Raw genomic sequence first — 19,477 nt, 5'->3', positions numbered from 1 at the left:
TATCTGCGCCAGCGCGGTTTTGTTTTCGAGGATCAGGCGGTGCCAGTTTTTCAATAGCGCGGCGCGCTGAGCGCGCCCCATATTGGGGATCTGGCCGAGCGTCGCGCCGGTGGAAGGATTGCTGACGGCAAGCGTCGTGCCGTCGGCGGCGTCGCGCCAGCTTCCGGCAATCAGCGCCTGCTGGCGAAACAGATCTGAGTGAAACACAGACATAGCAAGCTCCTTCAACGATTACGGCTGGAACACCTGGGCGACCAGATTGTGGAAATGCGCGATCCCGTGCTCGGAGATACCGCTGCCGCTGTTATCCGCCATAATGCGCCCCTGGCCGCGATAGCCGCGGGACTTCAACCCCTTCTGCACGCTTTCCACCAGGCGTAAATCTTCCGGGCGGAACACGTCGCGATACCACTCAATCAGCGCTTTCTGATCGTCAGTCAGCTCTTCGTTGGTGAAATAGATGTCGTAATTCTGCAGAGTGGTCTCTTCATCCACCGGGAATTCATAGATAACGGTCATCATGCCCTTGATCGGCGTGACGTTGAACATGGTGCACGGCCACAGCCAGAAACCGTGAAACGCGGCGTCGGTACCCTCTTCGAATTTAAACGACTGCTCGGACGGTTTGGCGAAGCCATACTGCAGCGTCCATTTGCCGTGCATGGTGTGCCAGTAGCGGTCAACCTGGACGGAATCCGAGAAGCCCGGGTGCGCCGGACCGCAGTGGTAACATTCCAGATAGTTATCGACGATATTTTTCCAGTTCGCCGGGGTGAGGGTGGTAAAGCGCGCCGCCAGTTTCAGATCATGCACGTCCGGACAGGCTTCCAGCACTTTGTCCTGCAGCCCCGGTAGCTGCGTTTCCACACTCTCCGCTTCCGGATTCATATTGATAAACACAAAGCCGGCATACTCTTCCAGGCGAACCGGCACCAGCGTTGCCTTTTCGCTATCGAAATTCGCCACGTTTTCGCAGTTGCGGGCGTGGGCGAGATTGCCGTCCAGCTTGAAGGCCCAGGCGTGATAGGGGCAGGTAATCACGTTTTTGGCTTTGCCTTCGCCGCTCAGTAGCTGGTGGCCGCGGTGTGGGCAGACGTTATAGAAGGCGCGCAGAATGTTGTCGCGGCCGCGGACGATAACGATATTTTCGCCGATGATCTCCCGGGTAATGTAATCGTTCGGCCGGGCGACCTCGCTGCCGTGGGCGACGCAAATCCAGCTATTGGCGAAGATGCGCTCTTTCTCGTGCTCAAACGCCTGGCTGTCGGTATAAAAACGGGCCGTAATGGTCCAGGCATCCTGCGGATTAGCGCAAAAGTTAATCGGCAGGGTGAAGTCAGGGCTCAAATTGCTCATGTAGGGTCTCCTTGTGATTATTGTCAGTAAGAGGTTTTACAGCGACTGGCCGTCGCCTTTGAGTACCGCGCCAACCGGCAGCGTCTCGGCTTTAATAATGGGCTCGGGGGTATGGGTTTCTATCTGATGGACCGGAACGTGGGCGTAGTCCTGTTTTAACCAGCGCACGAAGCCGCCGGTTTTAATCAGTAAAATGGCCAGGAACGGTAGGGCGGTCAGCACCACGGTGGTTTTCATGGTCTCAAGCGAAGCGCCGGTAAACAGAATCGACAGCGGGATGAGGGTGATCACCACGCACCAGAACAGGCGCATGCCGCGATCCGGATCCTCGCCTTCGCGCAGGTTGCGGGTACTGGTCGCCGCCATGGTGTAGGCCACCGCATCCATGTGCGAGGCGAGGAATACAATCATCACGAACAGATAGGCGGCGAGGAACAGCTTACCTGCCGGCAGCGACATCAGGACCTGCTGGACGGCGGTTTCGCCGCCGAGAGTCTGCATCACCTGTGGTACGTTAATCACGCCGTTAACGAACTGGTGCATGGCGTAGCTTTCCATCACCCCGAAGAAAAACCAGCAGCCGGCGGTGCTACCGAGGAGCAGTCCCCAGATCACCTCTTTGATTTTGCGCCCGCGGGAGACGCGGGTGACGAACATCGCCACGCCTGGGGTATAGGAGATCCACCACAGCCAGTAGAAGACGGTCCAGTTGCGGGTAAAGGCGCCGTCGCCGAGCGGGTCGGTAAACAGGCTCATCTGCAGGAAGTTTTGGGTCGTCAGGCCGACGGCGTTAATGACGTTATTGGTGATGAATTCGGTCGGGCCAACCAGTAATACCACCAACGGCAGCAGAAACGCCCCCCAGCCGACCATTTTGCTCAGGCGCTGCAGGCCGTTGTTGATGCCAATCCACGAACTCATGCAGAAAATACCGCCGGAGAGCAGGATCACAAATGCCTGCACGGTGAAGTTATCCGGCAGTCCGGTCAGCGCTGACAGGCCGCGGGTGAAGGTGGCGGCGGTGACTACCAGCGAAATGGTTAACGCGCCGACGGTAGCGATCAGGAACATCAGATCGACCAGACGGCCCCAGAAACCTTGCGGATTAACGCCGGTGATCGCCGAAACGATCCCGGAGAGGCTGAGGCCTTTATTTTTCCGCACGTGGAAGTGATAGGCCATGATCAGCGAGGCGAGGGTATAGGTTGCCCAGGCGCTTACCCCCCAGTGGAAGAAAGAGTATGGGATGCTGTATTCCAGCGCTTTCGGCGATTGCGGGGCAATGTTAAGGCCCGGGGTCTGGTAGTAATAAGCCCATTCGGCAACGCCCCAGTACAGCGTGGAGGAGCCGAGACCGGCGCAGATAAACATAAACAGCCATGAGAGGGTACTGTATTCGACTTTACCTTCGCCGAGACGGATATTGCCGTATTTGCTGGTGGCCAGATACAACACCAGTCCCAGCGCCAGCAGCACCAGTACCTGTACCGTGGAACCCAGCAGGCGGGTCACGTCGTTAAAAATCGAATCAGCCGCCTGCGCGGTTTGCTGGGGGAAGAGACTTAATGTAGCGGCGATGAAAACAATGGCCGCCAGGCTGATGGCAATCAGCGGCACATCTTTTTTCTTTACGTTGCTCAACATGAGTGATCTCCTGGGCATGATTGCCCGTCGGTGGCTTTAGCCTGTCGTTGTTATCACGCTGTAGGGTCAGGGTTCGTAGCAAGATGCTATTAACAATTGGATTATTTCTTCGTTACATGAATTAAACAATTGGCCGTTTCGTGAAGCAATAAAACACGAAACGGAAATAATAAAAGGTGAATTGGCGCAGGTTCTGTCCTTTCAGGAATTAATAAAGTTCACCGCTGTGATGCGGTTCACTTGTCAATCGTGGGGGATTCTGCATAGCGAAAAGAGAGGGGAGTTGGCGGACCAGGCGCGCGGGTTTTCCCGGGTAGCGGCTGCGCCTTACCCGGGCTACTTGCTGTGCCGTTTTTTTTGCCGGGTGGCGGCTGTGCCTTACCCGGGCTACTCACTACATTATCGTGCCATTGTAGCCCCGGTAAGCGCAGCGCCACCGGGGAGCGGCGGAGTAATTACGCCAAAATGGCCTTGCAGATAGCCTCGCTAACCTGCTGCGTTGAGGCACTGCCTTTCATGTCCGGAGTTTTCGGCCCGCAGGCGATCGTCTGCTCAATCGCCGCCAGAATGCCATCGTGAGCGGCGTGGTAGCGCTCATCGCCGTTGCCGAGGAAATCGAGCATCATCGCCCCGGCCCAAACGGTGGCGATCGGGTTGGCGATATTTTTACCGTAAATATCCGGCGCCGACCCGTGAACCGGTTCGAACAGCGACGGGAAATTGCGCTCCGGATTGAGATTGGCCGATGGCGCAATACCGATAGTGCCGGTACAGGCCGGGCCGAGATCGGAGAGAATATCGCCGAACAGGTTAGAACCCACTACCACGTCGAAACGCTCCGGCTGCAGCACGAAACGGGCACACAGGATATCGATATGCTGCTTGTCCCAGCGAATTTCGGGATAGTTTTTGGCCATCTCTTCCACCCGCTCATCCCAGTAGGGCATGCTGATGGCCAGACCATTGGATTTGGTTGCGGAGGTCAGCGTTTTGCGTGGGCGGCTTTGCGCCAGTTCGAAGGCGTAGCGCAGGATCCGGTCCACGCCGCGGCGGGTAAAGACCGACTCCTGAATTACCACTTCATGCTCGGTGCCTTCATTGGCGCGGCCGCCGAGGGCGGAATATTCGCCTTCGGTATTTTCGCGCACCACGTAAAAATCAATATCGCCGGCCTTTTTACCCGCCAGCGGGCAGGGGACGCCGGGGAACAGGCGCACCGGGCGCAGGTTGACGTATTGATCGAACTCGCGGCGGAACTTCAGCAGCGACCCCCACAGCGAAATGTGGTCGGGAACGGTATCCGGCCAGCCGACGGCGCCGAAGTAGATGGCATCGAAGCCCTGCAACTGCTCGCGCCAGTCGTCCGGCATCATCTTGCCGTGATGGGCATAATATTCGCAGCTTGCCCACTCCATCTGCTCGAAGCTCAATGACAGATCCCAACGCTGTGCGGCGGCTTGCAGCACGCGAATCCCTTCAGGCAGAACTTCTTTGCCAATTCCGTCACCCGGGATGGCGGCAATACGACAGGTTTTTTTCATTCCGGTTCTCACTTTTTAACGATGATGTTTGACCACCTGCTTATCCTATAATTGACTGGTTCATAATTAATCACGCTAACTGGTGAAACATAAAACACAGATCATGAATAATCTGCCGCTGCTAAATGATTTACGCGTCTTTATGCTGGTCGCTCGCCGGGCCGGGTTCGCCGCCGCCGCCGAGGAGCTTGGCGTATCGCCGGCGTTCGTCAGCAAGCGGGTTTCGCTGCTGGAGCAAACCCTGAATGTGATGTTGCTGCACCGGACCACCCGCCGGGTCACCATTACCGAAGAGGGGGAGCGGATCTATGAATGGGCGCAGCGCATTTTGCAGGATGTCGATGAGATGATGGATGAGCTTTCCGACGTGCGCCAGGTGCCGCAGGGAACGCTGCGTATTATCAGTAGCTTCGGCTTTGGCCGTCGGGTTGTCGCCCCGGCGCTGTCGGCGCTGGCTCTCCAGTACCCGCAGCTGGAGCTGCGTTTCGATGTCCAGGACCGGCTGGTGGATTTAGTCAATGAAGGGGTGGATCTCGATATTCGCGTCGGCGACGATATCGCACCGAATCTGATTGCCCGCCAGCTGGCGGCCAATCACCGCGTACTCTGCGCCTCGCCGCAGTTCCTTGCCCGCCATGCGCCGCCGAAACAGCTGAGCGATCTGGCCGCGTTACCCTGCCTGGTGATTAAAGAGCGCGATCACCCGTTCGGCGTCTGGCAATTGCATAGCAAAGAGGGCCAGCACGCCATCAAGGTAACCGGGCCGCTCTCCTCCAACCATGGTGAAATTGTGCATCAGTGGTGTCTGGACGGGCAGGGGATTGCGCTCCGTTCGTGGTGGGACGTCCGGGAGAATATCGCCAGCGGACATCTGGTGCAGGTGCTGCCGGACTACTGGCAGCCGGCCAACGTCTGGGCGGTTTACGTCTCCCGGCTGGCGACGTCGGCTAAAATTCGCACCACCGTGGAGTTTCTGCGCCACTACTTTCAGCAGCACTATCCGCAGCATGAGCCGACGGCCAGCGCCGTCGGCAGAGGCGATTAAACCCCAAGGCGGTCGCGCAGGCTGTAGTAGGCGGCGCCCATGGCGGTAAAAGGAATGCGCAGGCTGCGGCCGCCCGGGAACGGGTAGTGCGGCAGTTTGGCGAAGGCGTCGAAACGCTCGGCGTCGCCGCGCAGCAGCTCTGAAATCAAGCGTCCGGCAAGGTGGGTACAGGTCACGCCGTGGCCGCTGTAGCCCTGCATGTAGTAAATATTGTTATCGAGACGCCCGAACTGCGGCATCCGCGACAGAGTTAGCAGGAAGTTGCCCGTCCAGCGGTAGTCAATTTTCACCCCCTGCAGCTGCGGGAAGGTTTTCAGCAGTTTCGGCATAATCAGCCGCTCCACGTCGTCCGGATCGCGCGCGCCGTAGACCACGCCGCCGCCGTACAGCAGACGGTTGTCGCCGGTCAGACGGTAGTAGTCCAGCAGGTAGTTACAGTCTTCCACACAGTAGTTTTTCGGGATCAGCGAGCGGGCGACCTCTTCCGACAGCGGAGCGGTAGTGACCACCTGGGTGCCGCACGGCATGCTGCGTTTCGCCAGCTCCGGCTCCAGTTTATCGCCGAGATAGGCGTTGCCGGCGACGATCACGTAGCGCGCGGTGACCTGGCCGCGCGCGGTGCTGACCACCGCCGGGCTGGTGTGCTGTATGCGGGTGACCGGCGACTGCTCATACACCCGGCCGCCGTTCAGGCGAATGGCATCCGCTTCGCCGATGGCAAGGTTCAGCGGGTGAATATGGCCGCCGCTGTGGTCGAGCAGGGCGCCGACGTAGCGGTCGCTGTCCACTTCGCGACGAATGGCCTCTCTGTCCAGCAGCTCCAGCTGGGTGTTGCCGTAGCGCTCCCAGTTGGCTTTCTGCTCTTCCAGGGTTTCCAGCTGTTTATGGTTCATCGCCACGAACAGGCCGCCCGGGCGGTAATCGCACTGGATCTGATACCGCTGGATGCGTTCGCGGATGATATCGCCGCCTTCGAACATCATGCTGCCGAGCATTTTTGCCGCATCCGGGCCGTAGTTCTTTTCAATGACGTCGATATCGCGGCTATAGGAGTTGACCAGCTGACCGCCGTTGCGGCCGCTGGCGCCGAAGCCGATGCGCGCCCCTTCCAGCACCACCACGTCGTAGCCCATTTCGGCCAGATGCAGGGCAGACGAGAGGCCGGTGTAGCCGCCGCCGACGACGCAGACGTCACAGTTGATGGATCCCTCCAGCGTCGGGAACGGTTCATACTTGTTGGCGCTGGCGGCATAGTAGCTAGTGGTATGTTCAGTCATGATCAAGACTCCAGGGCAATCCAGATGGTTTTCAGTTCGGTGAATTTTTCCAGTGCGTGCAGCGATTTATCGCGCCCGTTGCCGCTCTGCTTGTAGCCGCCGAACGGAACGGTCATATCACCATCGTTATAGTTGTTGACGAAGACCGAGCCGGCCTTCAGGCGGCGGCTCATGCGGTGGGCGCGGGAGAGATCGCGGGTCCACACCGCGGCGCCCAAGCCGTAGTCGCTGTCATTGGCGAGCTTTAGCGCCTCTTCTTCGCTTTTGAAGCGGGTCACCACCAGCACCGGGCCGAAGATCTCTTCCCGGCTGAGGGTTGATGCCGGGTCGACGTCAACGAAAATGGTCGGGCCAACGGCGGCAGGCCACGGGTTTTTCCGTCCGTCGAGGAACAGGGTGCTTTGGCTTTCGCCGCCGCGAATAAAGCTATGCACGTTGTCGGCATGGGTATTGTCAATCAGCATGCCCATGGTGGTGTCCGGATCGAGCGGGTTGCCCGGCTGCCAGTGTTGCGCCTCAGCTTTCAGCCGCGCCAGGAATTCGTCAGCGATGCTCTCCTCGAGCAGCAGACGGGTCCCGGCGATGCACACCTGTCCCTGGTTGTAGAAGATGCCGCCGGCGGTGGCGCGAACCGCTTGTTGAAGATCCGGGCAGTCGGCGAAGACAATGTTGGCGCTCTTGCCGCCCGCTTCCAGCCACACGCGCTTCATATTGCTGTCGCCGGCGTCTTTCAGCAGCTGCTTGCCGGTGCGGGTGGAGCCGGTGAAGGTGATGACTTCAACATCAGGATGCAGGGCCAGCGCCTGCCCGGCCTCGTGGCCAAAGCCGCTGACCACGTTCAACACACCGTCCGGCAGGCCGGCCTCTTTCGCCAGCCCGGCCAGACGCAGGGCGGTGAGCGGCGATTTTTCCGAGGGTTTGAGGATTACGCTATTGCCCGCCGCCAGCGCCGGGCCGAGTTTCCAGCAGGCCAGCAGCAGCGGGAAGTTCCACGGCACCACCGCGGCGATCACGCCAATTGGTTCGAGAACGATCATCGCCAGCTCGTTGCTGCCGGTGGGGGCCACTTCGCCATAGACTTTATCCAGCGCTTCGGCATACCAGCGAATGGCGCGGGCGGCGCCGGGAATATCGTCGCGCAGGCTGTGGCGAATCGGTTTGCCGGTATCCAGCGTTTCCAGCAGCGCCAGCTCTTCACGATGGGCCTCCATCAGATCAGCAAAGCGAGTGAGGATCGCTTTACGCTGTGCGGGGGAGGCTTGCGACCAGTCGCCGTTATCAAAAGCCTGGCGCGCGGCTTTCACCGCCCGTTCGACGTCGGCTTTTTTACCTCGGGCGACCTGGGCTAATGTCTGCTGCGCGGCAGGGTCGATAGTCTCAAAGGTGGTATTATCGGCCGCGGCGCAATATTCGCCGTTAATAAATAAGCGCGTTTCAATGGCCAGGTTTTTCGCTTTTTCCTGCCAGTAAGCCAGGTGCTGAAAATTCATCATGACTCCTTAAAAACATTATCGGCAAATTAATCAGTGCGGCGTTTTCAGGCTGCACGGGGGCACTGCGCCGGGCGCAGGGCATAGCGTATCCCCGGAGTTGAATACCGTTTTATTCTCCTGAGTTTTGACGGGTTGTTTGCAACCCGAATTATTCAGGAGCGAGACGCCATTCACTGGCGTTAATTATTTCAGGGCCAACAGGAAATAATATTCCGTACGGCGCAGACGTTATTACTACGAGTTCTTCGCCGCGACGAAAATAGATTTTCCGTCGCGACAGGCCTGAAGTAAGCCTGAACCTCGTTCAGGCGAAATAATCAGAATGTGGTGGGGGTGTGGGCACTGATGATGCGGCAGATGCCTGCCGAGGTGTTGCTGAAGCTGTGCGGAATGCCGGTATTAATGGCATAGCTCTGTCCAGCCACCAGGTGGTACGACTGACCGTTAATGGTCAGCACGATCTCACCTTCCAGTATGGTGCCTATCTCCTCACCCTGATGCTTAATCCTCTCCCCGGTCGTGGTTCCAGGCTGGTAAGTTTCAAAAATCATCGCCAGCGTACGGTTCGGATTTCCGTTATGAACCAGCTTCATGGAAACGCCCTGACTTCCCATCTCAATCAGGTCATCCTGATTAATGACCACCTGGGGTTCGTCCGGCTTTTCGGGTTCAGAAAAGAATTCCGAGAGCGACAGCCCATAGACTTTCAGCAGCTTTTGCAGCGTACTGATGGCAGGACTGACTTTATCCTGCTCTATGGTGCTGATGGCACTATGTGTTAACCCAGACAGTTCGGCGGCACGACGCTGTGAGAGACCCAGCTGTTGGCGGATCTCTGACAGACGTTTCCCTGGCGCCAGTCCGTCATCGCTCATATTTGCATTTCCTTAACGGTAGTGGTCAGCGCCGCCGCTTTTCAGCATGATGGCCCTGACAGGCGGTGATAAAACCATCAAACAACATACGCGACAGGGCGTATTCGCTACTGTTCCATTCTGGATGCCACTGTACGCCCAGCGCGAAAGGATGATCGTTCACGCTGACCGCTTCCACCAGTCCATCCGGCGCTCGCGCCTCCACGCGCAGCTGCGGACTGAGGGTTTTTGCCCCTTGCCCATGTAGCGAGTTTACCCAAAACGTGTTGCAGCCCGGTATCAATTGCGACAGCAATCCTCCTTCCTGAACCTCAACCTGATGGGACGGCGCATACTGCTGCTCGACGGGCAGTTCAGGATCTTCGCGATGTTCAAGGAGCTCAGGCTGCTCGAACAGACGACGATACAGAGTCCCGCCGGTGGCGACAACCAGTTCCTGCAGTCCACGACAGATGGCGAAAATGGGGATGCGCCTTTCGAGCGCGGCGTTAATCAGCGCCATGCTCAGAAGATCACGCCCGGGGTCGGCGTCAGGCTCATCGCCGTTTTCACCATAAAGGTGCGGCTGCACATTGCTGGGGCTGCCTGGCAGGTAGATCCCGTCCAGTTTATCAACGACCGCGTTCAGTAGCTCCGGCTCCGCCAGCGCATGCGGCAGGGCAATCGGCAGTCCGCCGGCGTTCACAATTGCATTCAGGTACTTTTCTTGCAAGGTCTGGGTCTGGTGACCCTTAAGCCTGTTTCTACACATCACGACGCCAATAACTGGCTTGTACATTATATTTTCCATGATCGCCCTCACAAAGTGGACTAAATTATGACCGCTATAGCGGGTTTAACGGCCATATCGTTCAATATTTTCTCAATCTAGCAGTGGAAATAGCCCTTTGCAAACTTAATTTAACATTTGACAAACAATTTATTTGCATACACAGTCGATGGGGTGGACATTATATTTAACGGTCTGAGTGCAGGACCGAAACCCAACCAACGGCGGTGAATCATGGAAACCAATATCGTAGAAGTTGAGAATTTTGTTCAGCAAACGGAAGAGAGACGGGTTAGCGCGTTCGCGAAAGAAGTGAAGCGCTACCTCGAAACCTACCCTGATACCCAGTATGTCGATGTCCTCCTCACTGACCTGAACGGCTGCTTCCGCGGCAAGCGCATCCCGGTTGCCGGCCTGAGCAAACTGGAGAAAGGTTGTTATTTCCCGGCCTCGGTGTTTGCGATGGATATTCTCGGCAATGTGGTGGAAGAGGCCGGTCTGGGCCAGGAGATGGGCGAGCCGGATCGCAGCTGCATCCCGGTACCCGGCACCTTAACCCCTTCGGCGGCTGACCCACAATCGATAGCCCAGGTACAGCTAACCATGGTTGATGAAGATGGCGCTCCCTTTGACGTTGAGCCGCGGAACGTACTCAACCGCCTCTGGCAGCAGTTGCGCCAGCGCGGGCTGTTCCCCGTGGTAGCGGTAGAGCTGGAGTTCTATTTACTGGACCGCAAACGCGATGCCGAAGGCTACCTGCAGCCGCCGTGTGCGCCGGGCACTGACGATCGCAACACCCAAAGCCAGGTCTACTCGGTCGATAACCTTAACCACTTCGCTGACGTGCTCAACGACATCGACGAGCTGGCCAAACTGCAGCTGATCCCCGCCGATGGCGCGGTGGCGGAAGCCTCGCCGGGCCAGTTTGAAATCAACCTTCACCATACCGATAACGTGCTGGACGCCTGCGATGATGCGCTGGCGTTAAAACGTCTCGTGCGTTTGATGGCGGAGAAGCATAAGATGCACGCCACTTTTATGGCGAAGCCTTATGAAGAGCATGCCGGCAGTGGGATGCATATCCACATCAGCATGCTGAACAATAAAGGGGAAAACGTGCTGGTGGACGGCGATGGGGAAGACTCTGCGCTGCTCAAACGCGCGCTGGCCGGGATGATCGATCTGATGCCGGCCTCGATGGCGCTGCTGGCGCCGAACGTGAACTCGTATCGCCGCTTCCAGCCGGGGATGTACGTCCCGACGCAGGCTTCGTGGGGGCATAACAACCGCACCGTCGCGCTGCGTATTCCGTGCGGCGAGCGGCAGAACCACCGCGTGGAGTATCGCGTGGCGGGGGCGGATGCCAACCCGTATCTGGTGATGGCGGCGATTTTCGCCGGCATTCTGCACGGGCTGGATAACCCCCAGCTGCCTTTACAGGAAGAGGTGGAAGGTAACGGTCTGGAACAAGAGGGCCTGCCATTCCCGATCCGCCAGAGCGATGCGCTGTGGGAGTTTATGCAGAACGATCATTTGCGTGAGCGCCTCGGCGAGCGTTTCTGCCATGTTTTCCATGCCTGTAAGCATGATGAATTACTGCAGTTTGAGCGTCTTATCACAGAAACCGAAATTGAGTGGATGTTGAAAAACGCCTGATGGTCGCCCCGCGAGGGGCCCATAAGTTTGGTAATCAGTAGCATCATACGGCCTGAGCGGAGCCTGGCCGACGTTTTTGCTGGGAGCCCAGCCATTTCCCGGATGTCGCGTTAAGGAGCGCAGGCGGCAACGGGGCTTCAGTTAACGACACAGTGTGTGACGAGGAAATGAGATGATGCAGATGTTCAAATATCCGCAGGGAGAGGGAGGCCGCTCAGGCCGCATTGGATGCCAGCCAGCTACCGCTTACCGGTCCGTCTTACCCTTTTATCTACGCCTTACCCCTTTGCTAAGCAGGTTTGTCACGCGGACGTTGGGCCCGCAAACTGTTAACAGCAAGGGGGGGATGGGCGATGGCTATTAATCCTCCGGCGCATAACGCCGCTCAGGCGGGCAGACCGCGTCTGCGTAAATCCCTCAAACTCTGGCAAGTGGTGATGATGGGGCTGGCCTATCTGACGCCAATGACGGTGTTTGATACCTTCGGCATCGTCTCCGGCATCAGCAATGGCCACGTTCCGGCGTCTTATCTGCTGGCGCTGGCTGGCGTGCTGTTCACCGCCATCAGCTACGGCAAACTGGTGCGTCAGTTTCCGGAAGCCGGTTCCGCCTATACCTACGCGCAAAAATCCATCAGTCCGCACGTCGGCTTTATGGTTGGCTGGTCGTCGCTGCTGGATTATCTGTTTCTGCCGATGATCAACGTCCTGCTGGCGAAGATCTATCTCTCGGCCTTGTTCCCCGAAGTGCCGCCGTGGGTGTGGGTAGTGACCTTTGTCGCTATTCTGACCGCCGCGAACCTGAAAAGCGTTAACCTGGTGGCCAACTTCAATACCCTGTTCGTGCTGGTGCAGATTTCGATCATGGTGGTGTTTGTCATTCTGGTGGTGCAGGGGCTGCATAAAGGCGAGGGGGTGGGTACCGTCTGGTCGCTGCAGCCGTTTATCAGCCAGAATGCGCATCTGATCCCGATTATTACCGGCGCGACCATTGTCTGCTTCTCGTTTCTCGGCTTCGACGCGGTGACCACCCTGTCGGAAGAGACCCCTGACGCCGCGCGAGTGATCCCGAAGGCAATTTTTCTCACCGCGATGTACGGCGGCATTATCTTTATCGTCGCGTCGTTCTTTATGCAGCTGTTCTTCCCGGATATTCATCGCTTTAAAGACCCCGATGCCGCGCTGCCGGAGATTGCGCTGTACGTGGGCGGCAAGCTGTTCCAGTCGATTTTCCTGTGCACCACCTTTGTTAACACCCTGGCGTCCGGCCTGGCCTCCCATGCCAGCGTCTCCCGTCTGCTGTACGTGATGGGCCGCGACAACGTCTTCCCGGAGCGCATTTTTGGCTATGTGCATCCGAAATGGCGTACCCCGGCGCTGAACGTGATTATGGTGGGCATCGTTGCGCTGTCGGCGCTGTTCTTCGACCTGGTGACCGCCACCGCGTTGATTAATTTCGGCGCGCTGGTGGCCTTCACCTTCGTTAACCTGTCGGTGTTCAACCACTTCTGGCGGCGCAAGGGGTACAACAAAACCTGGAAGGATCGACTGCATTATCTGCTGCTGCCGATGGTCGGGGCGTTGACGGTCGGGGTATTGTGGATCAATCTCGAGGCCACCTCCCTGACGCTCGGCCTGGTGTGGGCGGCGCTTGGTCTGCTGTACCTGACTTATCTGACCCGACGCTTCCGCAAACCGCCGCCGCAGTTTGATGCCGCTAAAGCGGAGCAGGCCTGGGAGTCATAGGTTCTGAGGCATAAACTGAACGAAGGCAGGCCCGCAGGCCTGCCTTCGTTTTGGCTTCGGTAAGGGACAGTACAGGACGGTAAAGAAATCAGCAGAAAACGGTGGGGAACGGAAGGTATTATTTCTTCTTTTTATGGACAGGTAACTGACTGGCGCGCCGCTCTTTGAGGTACGACACCAGGCTGTAGATGGCGACGCCCAGCAGCGCCACCGCGACGATAAAGAGAATAAGACCCGACATAGACCAACCTAATATTCTGTTTGGAAAGGGAAAAAGATACAGGGCTCTGTGTGAAGATAACATCGGGATATGTCTGAAAGATGACGCCTCATCGCGAGAATATCCGGCGGCGGGGTTGTGATAAAATATTTCCCGCAGGGATGTGACCGCCTGGGTTTCACCTGAAATGGCGTAACACTCCGTTAAGTGATTTTACAGAAGTGCGGCCTACAGCGAGTTACGCTGACCGCGAATAAGAACGATCTGAGAGTCAGTCATGTATAAGAAAACCCTCAGCCTGCTGGGCGTAGCGTTGGCGCTGTCTGCCTTCGCCAGTCAGGCTGAAAGTGAACGTCAGGCGAGCCGCGAGCGGATCGTGGAGCAGGTCCTCAAGCCGTGTGAAGGCAAAAAGGCGGGCGATAAGGTGGTGATTACCGATCGCCGCGGCGGCGAGCACGAGGCGATCTGTACCCTGACGGCGGTTCCGCTACCGGAGTAGCGCCTGCCGCACGGTGCCGCTTATCGATACCGCGGCGCAGGCTGTCCGGTTCGCGCGCTGGTAAACAACGCCACTCTGGACTGCTCAAAAGTCTCCCACAGTCCCAGGTCATGAACCGGTGGTAAGGTGACCTGTTCCCCCATCTCCAGCCCCCTGAGAGCGGCGTCAACCAGATCCTCGGTGGTCATTACCGTGCCGCTGGGCAGATCGTCCAGCGCCACGCCGGAGGTCGGCCACAGATCTGTAGCGGTCGCCGCCGGCAATACCGCCTGAATACGCACGCCGCTGTCGGCAAACTCCTCCTGCAGGCCGCGGGTGAAGCTCAACACCCAGGCTTTGCTGGCGCTGTAGACTGCGCTGCCCGGCAGCGTATGCAGCGCGAGGATAGAGGCAATATTGATCAGCGTCCCCCGGCGTCGTGGGGTGAAAGCGGCCAGCGCGGCATAGCTCAGACGCAGCAGCGCGGTGGTGTTGAGCGTATGAATCGCCTGGTGCTCGCGTGGCGTACTGGCGAGAAAACCCGCCAATTTCGCAGTGCCGGCGTTGTTAATGAACAGATCGATGGCGGGATCCTGCTGCAGACGCTGCTCTACGGCGGCAATCCCGTGCTCTTCGCTAAGATCGGCTTTGAGGATGCTTGCCTGGATGGCGTAGCGCGCCTGCAGCTGGTCGGCGAGCGCCTGCAGACGGTCTTCACGACGGGCGGCGAGGATCAGGTTGTAGCCGCGGGCGGCGAGTCGTTCGGCATAGATCGCGCCGATACCTGAGGACGCGCCGGTGATAAAAGCTGTGTGCGATGGTTGGGTCATGAGAAATGCCTCGTAAAAGGTTGCATTATTAAACCAAATTCAGCATGAGATATTAGGTTTAATAATGCAACCATTTTACCAGGACTTTTTCATTTTTGCCTGTTGCGGGCAGCGTTTAGTCGTTCAGCGGGATAGCGATGGTGATGTCCGCCGGGGCCAGCTCACGGCCATCTGCCGCCTGCAGGACCAGCTTACGCAGGGGCTGGCGCTGCTGGCGGTCAATGAGCCGGGTCGCCGGTTCGTCAGGATCGAACAGATGGTCGTCTGCCCACTGGGAGAGGGCGACCAGCACCGTCTGCAGGGCACGGCCCTTATCGGTCAGGACATACTCCTGCCAGGCGCTGCCGTCGGAGGCCGGCTGCAGGCGCAGGATGCCTTCATCCACCAGCATTTTCAGCCGCCCGGCGAGCATGTTTTTGGCGATACCGAGGTTTTTCTGGAATTCGCTAAAACGGCGCACCCCGCGCAGAGCATCGCGGACGATCAGCAGCGACCACCAGTCGCCGATAACGTCGAGGGAGCGGGCGATAGGGCAACAGCTGTTTTCCAGACGGGTACGTTTCACGAAAGCCTCCAGGTTAATTGTTTCATTATAAAACTCTTTGCCCGGCAGGGGAAATTTTCGGCTACGGTCTAAGTTTGCGAGCGATTACCAGGAAAAATGTCATAAATCCGGCACAATTAACGCGATGATAATAAATGACTAAGGATGAAGGGATGAAAAAACGTCTACTTGCCGCCGCCGTTGCCGGCGCGGTGATGTTATCCGCTGGCGCTCAGGCGCAGGACACGGCCGCCCCGGAGGGGTATCAGCTGCAGCAGGTGCTGATCATGAGTCGTCACAACCTGCGTGCGCCGTTGGCCAATAACGGCAGCGTGCTGGAGCAGTCCACCGCCAAGGCCTGGCCGCAGTGGGATGTGCCGGGCGGCCAGCTGACCACCAAAGGCGGTGTGCTGGAGGTGTATATGGGCCACTATATGCGCGAATGGCTGGCGCAGCAGAAGCTGGTGACCAGCGGCGAGTGCCCGCCGGAAAACGCGGTTTATGCCTACGCTAACAGCCTGCAGCGCACCGTCGCCACCGCGCAGTTCTTTATCACCGGCGCGTTCCCGGGCTGCGGCATCCCTGTGCATCACCAGCCGCAGATGGGCACCATGGACCCGACCTTCAACCCGGTTATTACCGACGACTCCCCGGCGTTTCGCGAGAAAGCGCTGCAGGCGATGGAAAAAGAGCGCCAGGGAATGCAGTTGACCGAGAGCTACAAGCTGCTGGAGACGATGATCGATTACCGCAACTCGCCCTCCTGCAAAGAGAAGAAGGTCTGTTCCCTGAGCGAGGGTAAAGATACCTTTAGCGCCGGTTATCAGCAGGAGCCGGGAGTGTCCGGACCGTTGAAGGTTGGCAACTCGCTGGTAGACGCCTTCACCCTGCAATATTATGAAGGCTTCCCGAAAGATCAGGTGGCGTGGGGGGAGATCGCCAGCGATAAGCAGTGGCGAGTGCTGTCGAAGCTGAAAAATGGCTATCAGGATAGTCTGTTTACCTCGGTGGCGGTGGCGCAAAACGTCGCCAAACCGCTGGTTAAATATATCGATAACGCGCTGGTGGGCGAGGGAGCCAGCAAGGCGAAAGTCACGCTGCTGGTGGGACACGACTCGAATATCGCTTCGCTGCTCACCGCCCTGGACTTTAAGCCCTATCAACTGCCCGGCCAGTATGAGCGCACTCCTATCGGCGGCAAACTGCTGTTTCAGCGCTGGCATGACAGCGCCGGCAATCGCGATCTGATGAAGATTGAGTATGTCTATCAAAGTACCGAGCAACTGCGTAACGCCGACGCGTTAACCCTGCAGGCCCCGCCGCAGCGGGTCACTCTGGCGCTTAACGGCTGTCCGGTTGATGACCAGGGATTCTGCCCGCTGGAGACCTTTAAAAAGGTGATCAACGAGGCGGCGAAATAACGAAAAAAACCCGGAGCACTCCGGGTTTTTTTAGCAGGTTAGGATGAGCCCAGGTGGGGATAAACCTCCTAGACGTTTTTACGCTCAATCGTCTGTTCGCCCCAGAACAGGCTGTCTTTATCGGTTTTGGCAAAGGCCAGCGCCAGCACTTCGTCGCTGCCTTCCTCCCAGATTTGCTCCGCCAGTTTCTCATCGTAGTGGGCGACTTCGAAAATCGCCTCGGCAATTTCCGGTGAGGTGTTACGTAAACTTGCCCATTCGCCGACGCGATGTGCTTTTGCTTCTTGAGTTGGCATAGTGCTCCTCCTGCAGAAGATTAGCCGTGCAGTTTAACGGCCAGTTTGGCGACATGTTCACCCTGATAGCGGGCGATGGCTAACTCTTCCTCGCTCGGCTGCCGCGAGCCGTCGCCGCCGGCGATGGTGGTTGCGCCATAAGGGGTACCGCCGCGTACCTGGGAGATATCGAATAGCTCCTGGGCGCCATAGCCGATCGGGACGATGATCATGCCGTGGTGGGCCAGCGTCGTCCAGGTCGAGGTAATGGTTTGTTCCTGGCCGCCGCCGGTACCGGTTGAGCTAAATACGCTGGCGATTTTGCCATACAGAGCGCCGGACGCCCACAGACCGCCGGTTTGATCGAGGAAAGTACGCATCTGACCGGACATGTTGCCGAAGCGCGTCGGGGTACCAAAGATGATGGCGTCATACTCTGCCAGCTCCTGCGGCGTGGCGACGGGCGCGTTTTGCGTTTTCCCGCCTGCTTTGGCGAATGCTTCAGCCTGCATGGTTTCCGGCACGCGCTTCACAACCACCTCAACGCCGTCCACCCGGTTCGCCCCATCGGCGACGGCGTGAGCCATGGTTTCAATGTGTCCATACATGGAATAATAAAGCACCAGAATTTTAGCCATTTCCATCACTCCTCGGTTGCATTATAAGCCAGCAAAATAGCTGGTACCTTTAAAGATAAAGCCTCCGCCGGAGAGTGCAAATCCAACGGGCATTTATTTGATTTATAACAAAATGACAAAGCGTTATTTACTTTTCCTTGCACCGCGCGGCCTGAAAGGAAGTGAAGGAGGAAGCGTTGCGCCTGCTATTTTGGCCGCTGCGGCGAGGATGTAGCATCAGGATACATTTTTGCTGACTATTTTTTCTTCGCCAGCAGAGTCGGTTAGGAGCTGTTCGCGGCGCGAGGAAGCTTTTTTCGCCCGGCTTTGTTTCTGGATATTACATTCGCCGCCGTCAGCCGCAGTCATTCACTAACCTTATAGATACGCGGCAGGACAGCGGCGTCGCCGCTCCCGCGTAATGCACTATGATGTCTAACCTAATGGAGGTCAGTAATGGCAAACCATCGTGGCGGTTCCGGCAACTTTGCTGAAGACCGTGAAAGAGCATCAGAAGCAGGACGTAAAGGTGGCCAGCATAGCGGGGGGAATTTTAAAAATGACCCTCAGCGCGCCTCAGAGGCTGGCAAAAAAGGGGGTAAAAACAGTCATGGTAGTCGTGAAAGTTAACGCGCGACTCGCACTGTTCTCTTTGATGCGGTGTTAATCTCCCCGACCCAACCGCATCGCCCTCGCCGCCGGCATCTGCCGGCGGTTTTTTTTATCTGTCGGTGGTTGCGCTCCCGCCGGGCGGATTGCACACTGGTCGCCCGTTAATCGTCATGGCTGTCTTATGTCTTCGTTAAAATTCTCCGTTAGCCGCCAGGAAGCGCTCCTTATCATGATCACCATGTTCTGGGGAGGGACGTTCCTTGCCGTACAGTACGCGGTGAGCCTTAGCGGGCCGCTGTTTTTTGTCGGTTTGCGTTTCGCGACCGCCGCGCTGGCGGTGGGCCTGCTTTCGCTGCGCACTCTGCGCGGTCTGACGTGGCTGGAGGTGAAGGCCGGGGTAGCGATTGGCGTGGCGATTGCGCTGGGGTATGGCCTGCAGACCTGGGGACTACAGACCATCTCCAGCAGTAAATCTGCCTTTATCACCGCGATGTATGTGCCGCTGGTGCCGCTGCTGCAGTGGCTGTGCCTGGGACGTATGCCGGGGGTGATGTCCTGCGTGGGGATTGTGCTGGCCTTTATTGGTTTAATTCTGCTGGCCGGGCCGGAAAATAATCTGCTGGCGCTTGGCGTGGGGGAGATGATCACTCTGGCAAGTGCGGTAGCGATCGCGGCGGAGATTATCCTTATCAGCGCCTGGGCCGGAAAAGTCGATGTCCGCCGGGTGACGGTGGTGCAGCTGGCGACCGCGTCGCTGGTGGCTTTCGCCGCCATGAAGCCGGCGGGTGAATCGGTGCCGTCGTTGACGCCGGCCCTGCTCGGCGTCGCGCTGGGGCTGGGGATTTTCAGCGCGATCATTCAGGTGACCATGAACTGGGCGCAGCGCAGCGTCTCGCCGACGCGGGCCACCCTTATTTATACCGGTGAACCGGTATGGGCCGGTATTTTTGGCCGGCTGGCCGGTGAGCGTCTGCCGCTGCTGGCCCTGCTCGGCTGCGTTTTGATCCTCGCGGGGGTGCTGGTGAGCGAGCTGNNGCCCGCGCAAGCGCAGCGCCGCCGAGCGGTCAGGTTCCGTGCCC

At 58.1% G+C, this 19,477-nt stretch carries 19 protein-coding genes and 2 pseudogenes; 7 read left to right on the top strand and 14 right to left on the bottom strand.

The features are described 5' to 3' along the window. From KHQ28_RS17300 to KHQ28_RS17285, 4 genes and pseudogenes are all read right to left on the bottom strand, one after another. A pseudogene (locus tag KHQ28_RS17300) lies at positions 1–213 on the bottom strand (succinate-semialdehyde dehydrogenase (NADP(+))); the annotation flags it as partial. Positions 214–231: 18 nt separating this feature from the next. Continuing rightward, on the bottom strand, positions 232–1,356 hold the full coding sequence (gene yeaW / locus KHQ28_RS17295) for a carnitine monooxygenase, oxygenase subunit YeaW (protein WP_032419118.1): 1,125 nt from the start codon (positions 1,354–1,356) through the stop codon (positions 232–234). A gap of 36 nt (positions 1,357–1,392) precedes the next feature. Beyond that, a complete protein-coding gene (locus KHQ28_RS17290; protein WP_032419117.1) occupies positions 1,393–3,000 on the bottom strand; it encodes a BCCT family transporter in 1,608 nt (535 codons plus the stop codon). Positions 3,001–3,455: 455 nt separating this feature from the next. Next, positions 3,456–4,541, bottom strand: coding sequence for a tartrate dehydrogenase (locus KHQ28_RS17285; RefSeq protein WP_020323711.1), 1,086 nt, complete (start codon positions 4,539–4,541; stop codon positions 3,456–3,458). Between the two features lie 82 nt (positions 4,542–4,623). On the opposite strand from KHQ28_RS17285, the gene KHQ28_RS17280 reads away from it, so the two are divergent. Next, positions 4,624–5,586: a LysR substrate-binding domain-containing protein gene (locus KHQ28_RS17280; RefSeq protein ID WP_014907871.1), complete on the top strand. Its 963-nt coding sequence runs from the start codon at positions 4,624–4,626 to the stop codon at positions 5,584–5,586. Here KHQ28_RS17280 and KHQ28_RS17275 read toward each other — a convergent pair. The 4 genes from KHQ28_RS17275 to puuD form a co-directional block, all read right to left on the bottom strand. After that, complete coding sequence (locus KHQ28_RS17275; RefSeq protein ID WP_002898585.1) at positions 5,583–6,863, bottom strand: FAD-binding oxidoreductase; 1,281 nt, start codon at positions 6,861–6,863, stop codon at positions 5,583–5,585. The genes KHQ28_RS17280 and KHQ28_RS17275 overlap by 4 nt on opposite strands. 2 nt (positions 6,864–6,865) lie before the next feature. Continuing rightward, positions 6,866–8,353 carry an aldehyde dehydrogenase PuuC gene (gene puuC, locus KHQ28_RS17270; RefSeq protein ID WP_032419116.1) on the bottom strand — a complete coding sequence of 496 codons (1,488 nt, stop codon included), beginning with the start codon at positions 8,351–8,353 and terminating at the stop codon, positions 6,866–6,868. A 320-nt stretch (positions 8,354–8,673) separates the two neighbouring features. Then, entirely contained in the window at positions 8,674–9,231 is a 558-nt protein-coding gene (gene puuR / locus KHQ28_RS17265) for an HTH-type transcriptional regulator PuuR (protein ID WP_002898590.1), read from the bottom strand. Positions 9,232–9,256: 25 nt separating this feature from the next. Beyond that, positions 9,257–10,009 carry a gamma-glutamyl-gamma-aminobutyrate hydrolase gene (puuD, locus tag KHQ28_RS17260; RefSeq protein WP_020802183.1) on the bottom strand — a complete coding sequence of 251 codons (753 nt, stop codon included), beginning with the start codon at positions 10,007–10,009 and terminating at the stop codon, positions 9,257–9,259. Between the two features lie 225 nt (positions 10,010–10,234). Here puuD and KHQ28_RS17255 point away from each other — a divergent pair, with 225 nt between their 5' ends. Next, positions 10,235–11,656 carry a glutamine synthetase family protein gene (locus tag KHQ28_RS17255; RefSeq protein WP_002898595.1) on the top strand — a complete coding sequence of 474 codons (1,422 nt, stop codon included), beginning with the start codon at positions 10,235–10,237 and terminating at the stop codon, positions 11,654–11,656. Positions 11,657–12,009: 353 nt separating this feature from the next. Further along, positions 12,010–13,401, top strand: a complete 1,392-nt coding sequence (locus tag KHQ28_RS17250; RefSeq protein ID WP_004141463.1) for an APC family permease — start codon at positions 12,010–12,012, stop codon at positions 13,399–13,401. A gap of 118 nt (positions 13,402–13,519) precedes the next feature. Here KHQ28_RS17250 and KHQ28_RS17245 read toward each other — a convergent pair whose 3' ends face one another. Continuing rightward, positions 13,520–13,642 (bottom strand): small membrane protein, encoded by a 123-nt coding sequence (locus KHQ28_RS17245; protein WP_002898600.1) that lies wholly within the window; start codon positions 13,640–13,642, stop codon positions 13,520–13,522. 256 nt (positions 13,643–13,898) lie between these two features. Between KHQ28_RS17245 and KHQ28_RS17240 the strand changes: the two genes are divergently transcribed. Then, positions 13,899–14,120, top strand: a complete 222-nt coding sequence (locus KHQ28_RS17240) for a hypothetical protein (RefSeq protein WP_002898602.1) — start codon at positions 13,899–13,901, stop codon at positions 14,118–14,120. Between the two features lie 20 nt (positions 14,121–14,140). On the opposite strand, the gene KHQ28_RS17235 is transcribed toward KHQ28_RS17240, so the two are convergent. After that, positions 14,141–14,929 carry an SDR family oxidoreductase gene (locus KHQ28_RS17235; RefSeq protein WP_032419115.1) on the bottom strand — a complete coding sequence of 263 codons (789 nt, stop codon included), beginning with the start codon at positions 14,927–14,929 and terminating at the stop codon, positions 14,141–14,143. Positions 14,930–15,044: 115 nt separating this feature from the next. Next, on the bottom strand, positions 15,045–15,494 hold the full coding sequence (locus tag KHQ28_RS17230; protein ID WP_004183617.1) for a helix-turn-helix domain-containing protein: 450 nt from the start codon (positions 15,492–15,494) through the stop codon (positions 15,045–15,047). Between the two features lie 152 nt (positions 15,495–15,646). On the opposite strand from KHQ28_RS17230, the gene agp reads away from it, so the two are divergent. Then, the gene (agp, locus tag KHQ28_RS17225; RefSeq protein ID WP_004191023.1) at positions 15,647–16,894 is read left to right on the top strand and encodes a bifunctional glucose-1-phosphatase/inositol phosphatase; all 1,248 of its coding nucleotides are present in this window, start codon (positions 15,647–15,649) and stop codon (positions 16,892–16,894) included. A gap of 68 nt (positions 16,895–16,962) precedes the next feature. Here agp and KHQ28_RS17220 read toward each other — a convergent pair whose 3' ends face one another. From KHQ28_RS17220 to KHQ28_RS17210, 3 genes are all read right to left on the bottom strand, one after another. Continuing rightward, positions 16,963–17,190, bottom strand: a complete 228-nt coding sequence (locus KHQ28_RS17220) for a YccJ family protein (protein WP_002898701.1) — start codon at positions 17,188–17,190, stop codon at positions 16,963–16,965. 20 nt (positions 17,191–17,210) lie between these two features. Next, positions 17,211–17,807, bottom strand: a complete 597-nt coding sequence (wrbA, locus tag KHQ28_RS17215) for an NAD(P)H:quinone oxidoreductase (RefSeq protein ID WP_002898704.1) — start codon at positions 17,805–17,807, stop codon at positions 17,211–17,213. A gap of 216 nt (positions 17,808–18,023) precedes the next feature. Beyond that, the gene (locus KHQ28_RS17210) at positions 18,024–18,155 is read right to left on the bottom strand and encodes a hypothetical protein (RefSeq protein WP_004224058.1); all 132 of its coding nucleotides are present in this window, start codon (positions 18,153–18,155) and stop codon (positions 18,024–18,026) included. Between the two features lie 87 nt (positions 18,156–18,242). Here KHQ28_RS17210 and KHQ28_RS17205 point away from each other — a divergent pair, with 87 nt between their 5' ends. Then, a complete protein-coding gene (locus tag KHQ28_RS17205) occupies positions 18,243–18,416 on the top strand; it encodes a general stress protein (RefSeq protein ID WP_002898708.1) in 174 nt (57 codons plus the stop codon). Positions 18,417–18,579: 163 nt separating this feature from the next. After that, positions 18,580–19,431: pseudogene (locus KHQ28_RS17200) on the top strand (DMT family transporter); the annotation flags it as partial. Positions 19,432–19,477: the final 46 nt, after the last annotated feature.

The organism is Klebsiella sp. 28, assembly GCF_018223905.1.
GTDB lineage: Bacteria > Pseudomonadota > Gammaproteobacteria > Enterobacterales > Enterobacteriaceae > Klebsiella > Klebsiella pneumoniae.
The sequence above is the reverse complement of the archived record's forward strand: the minus strand, read 5'-3'. Positions and strand labels throughout refer to the sequence as shown.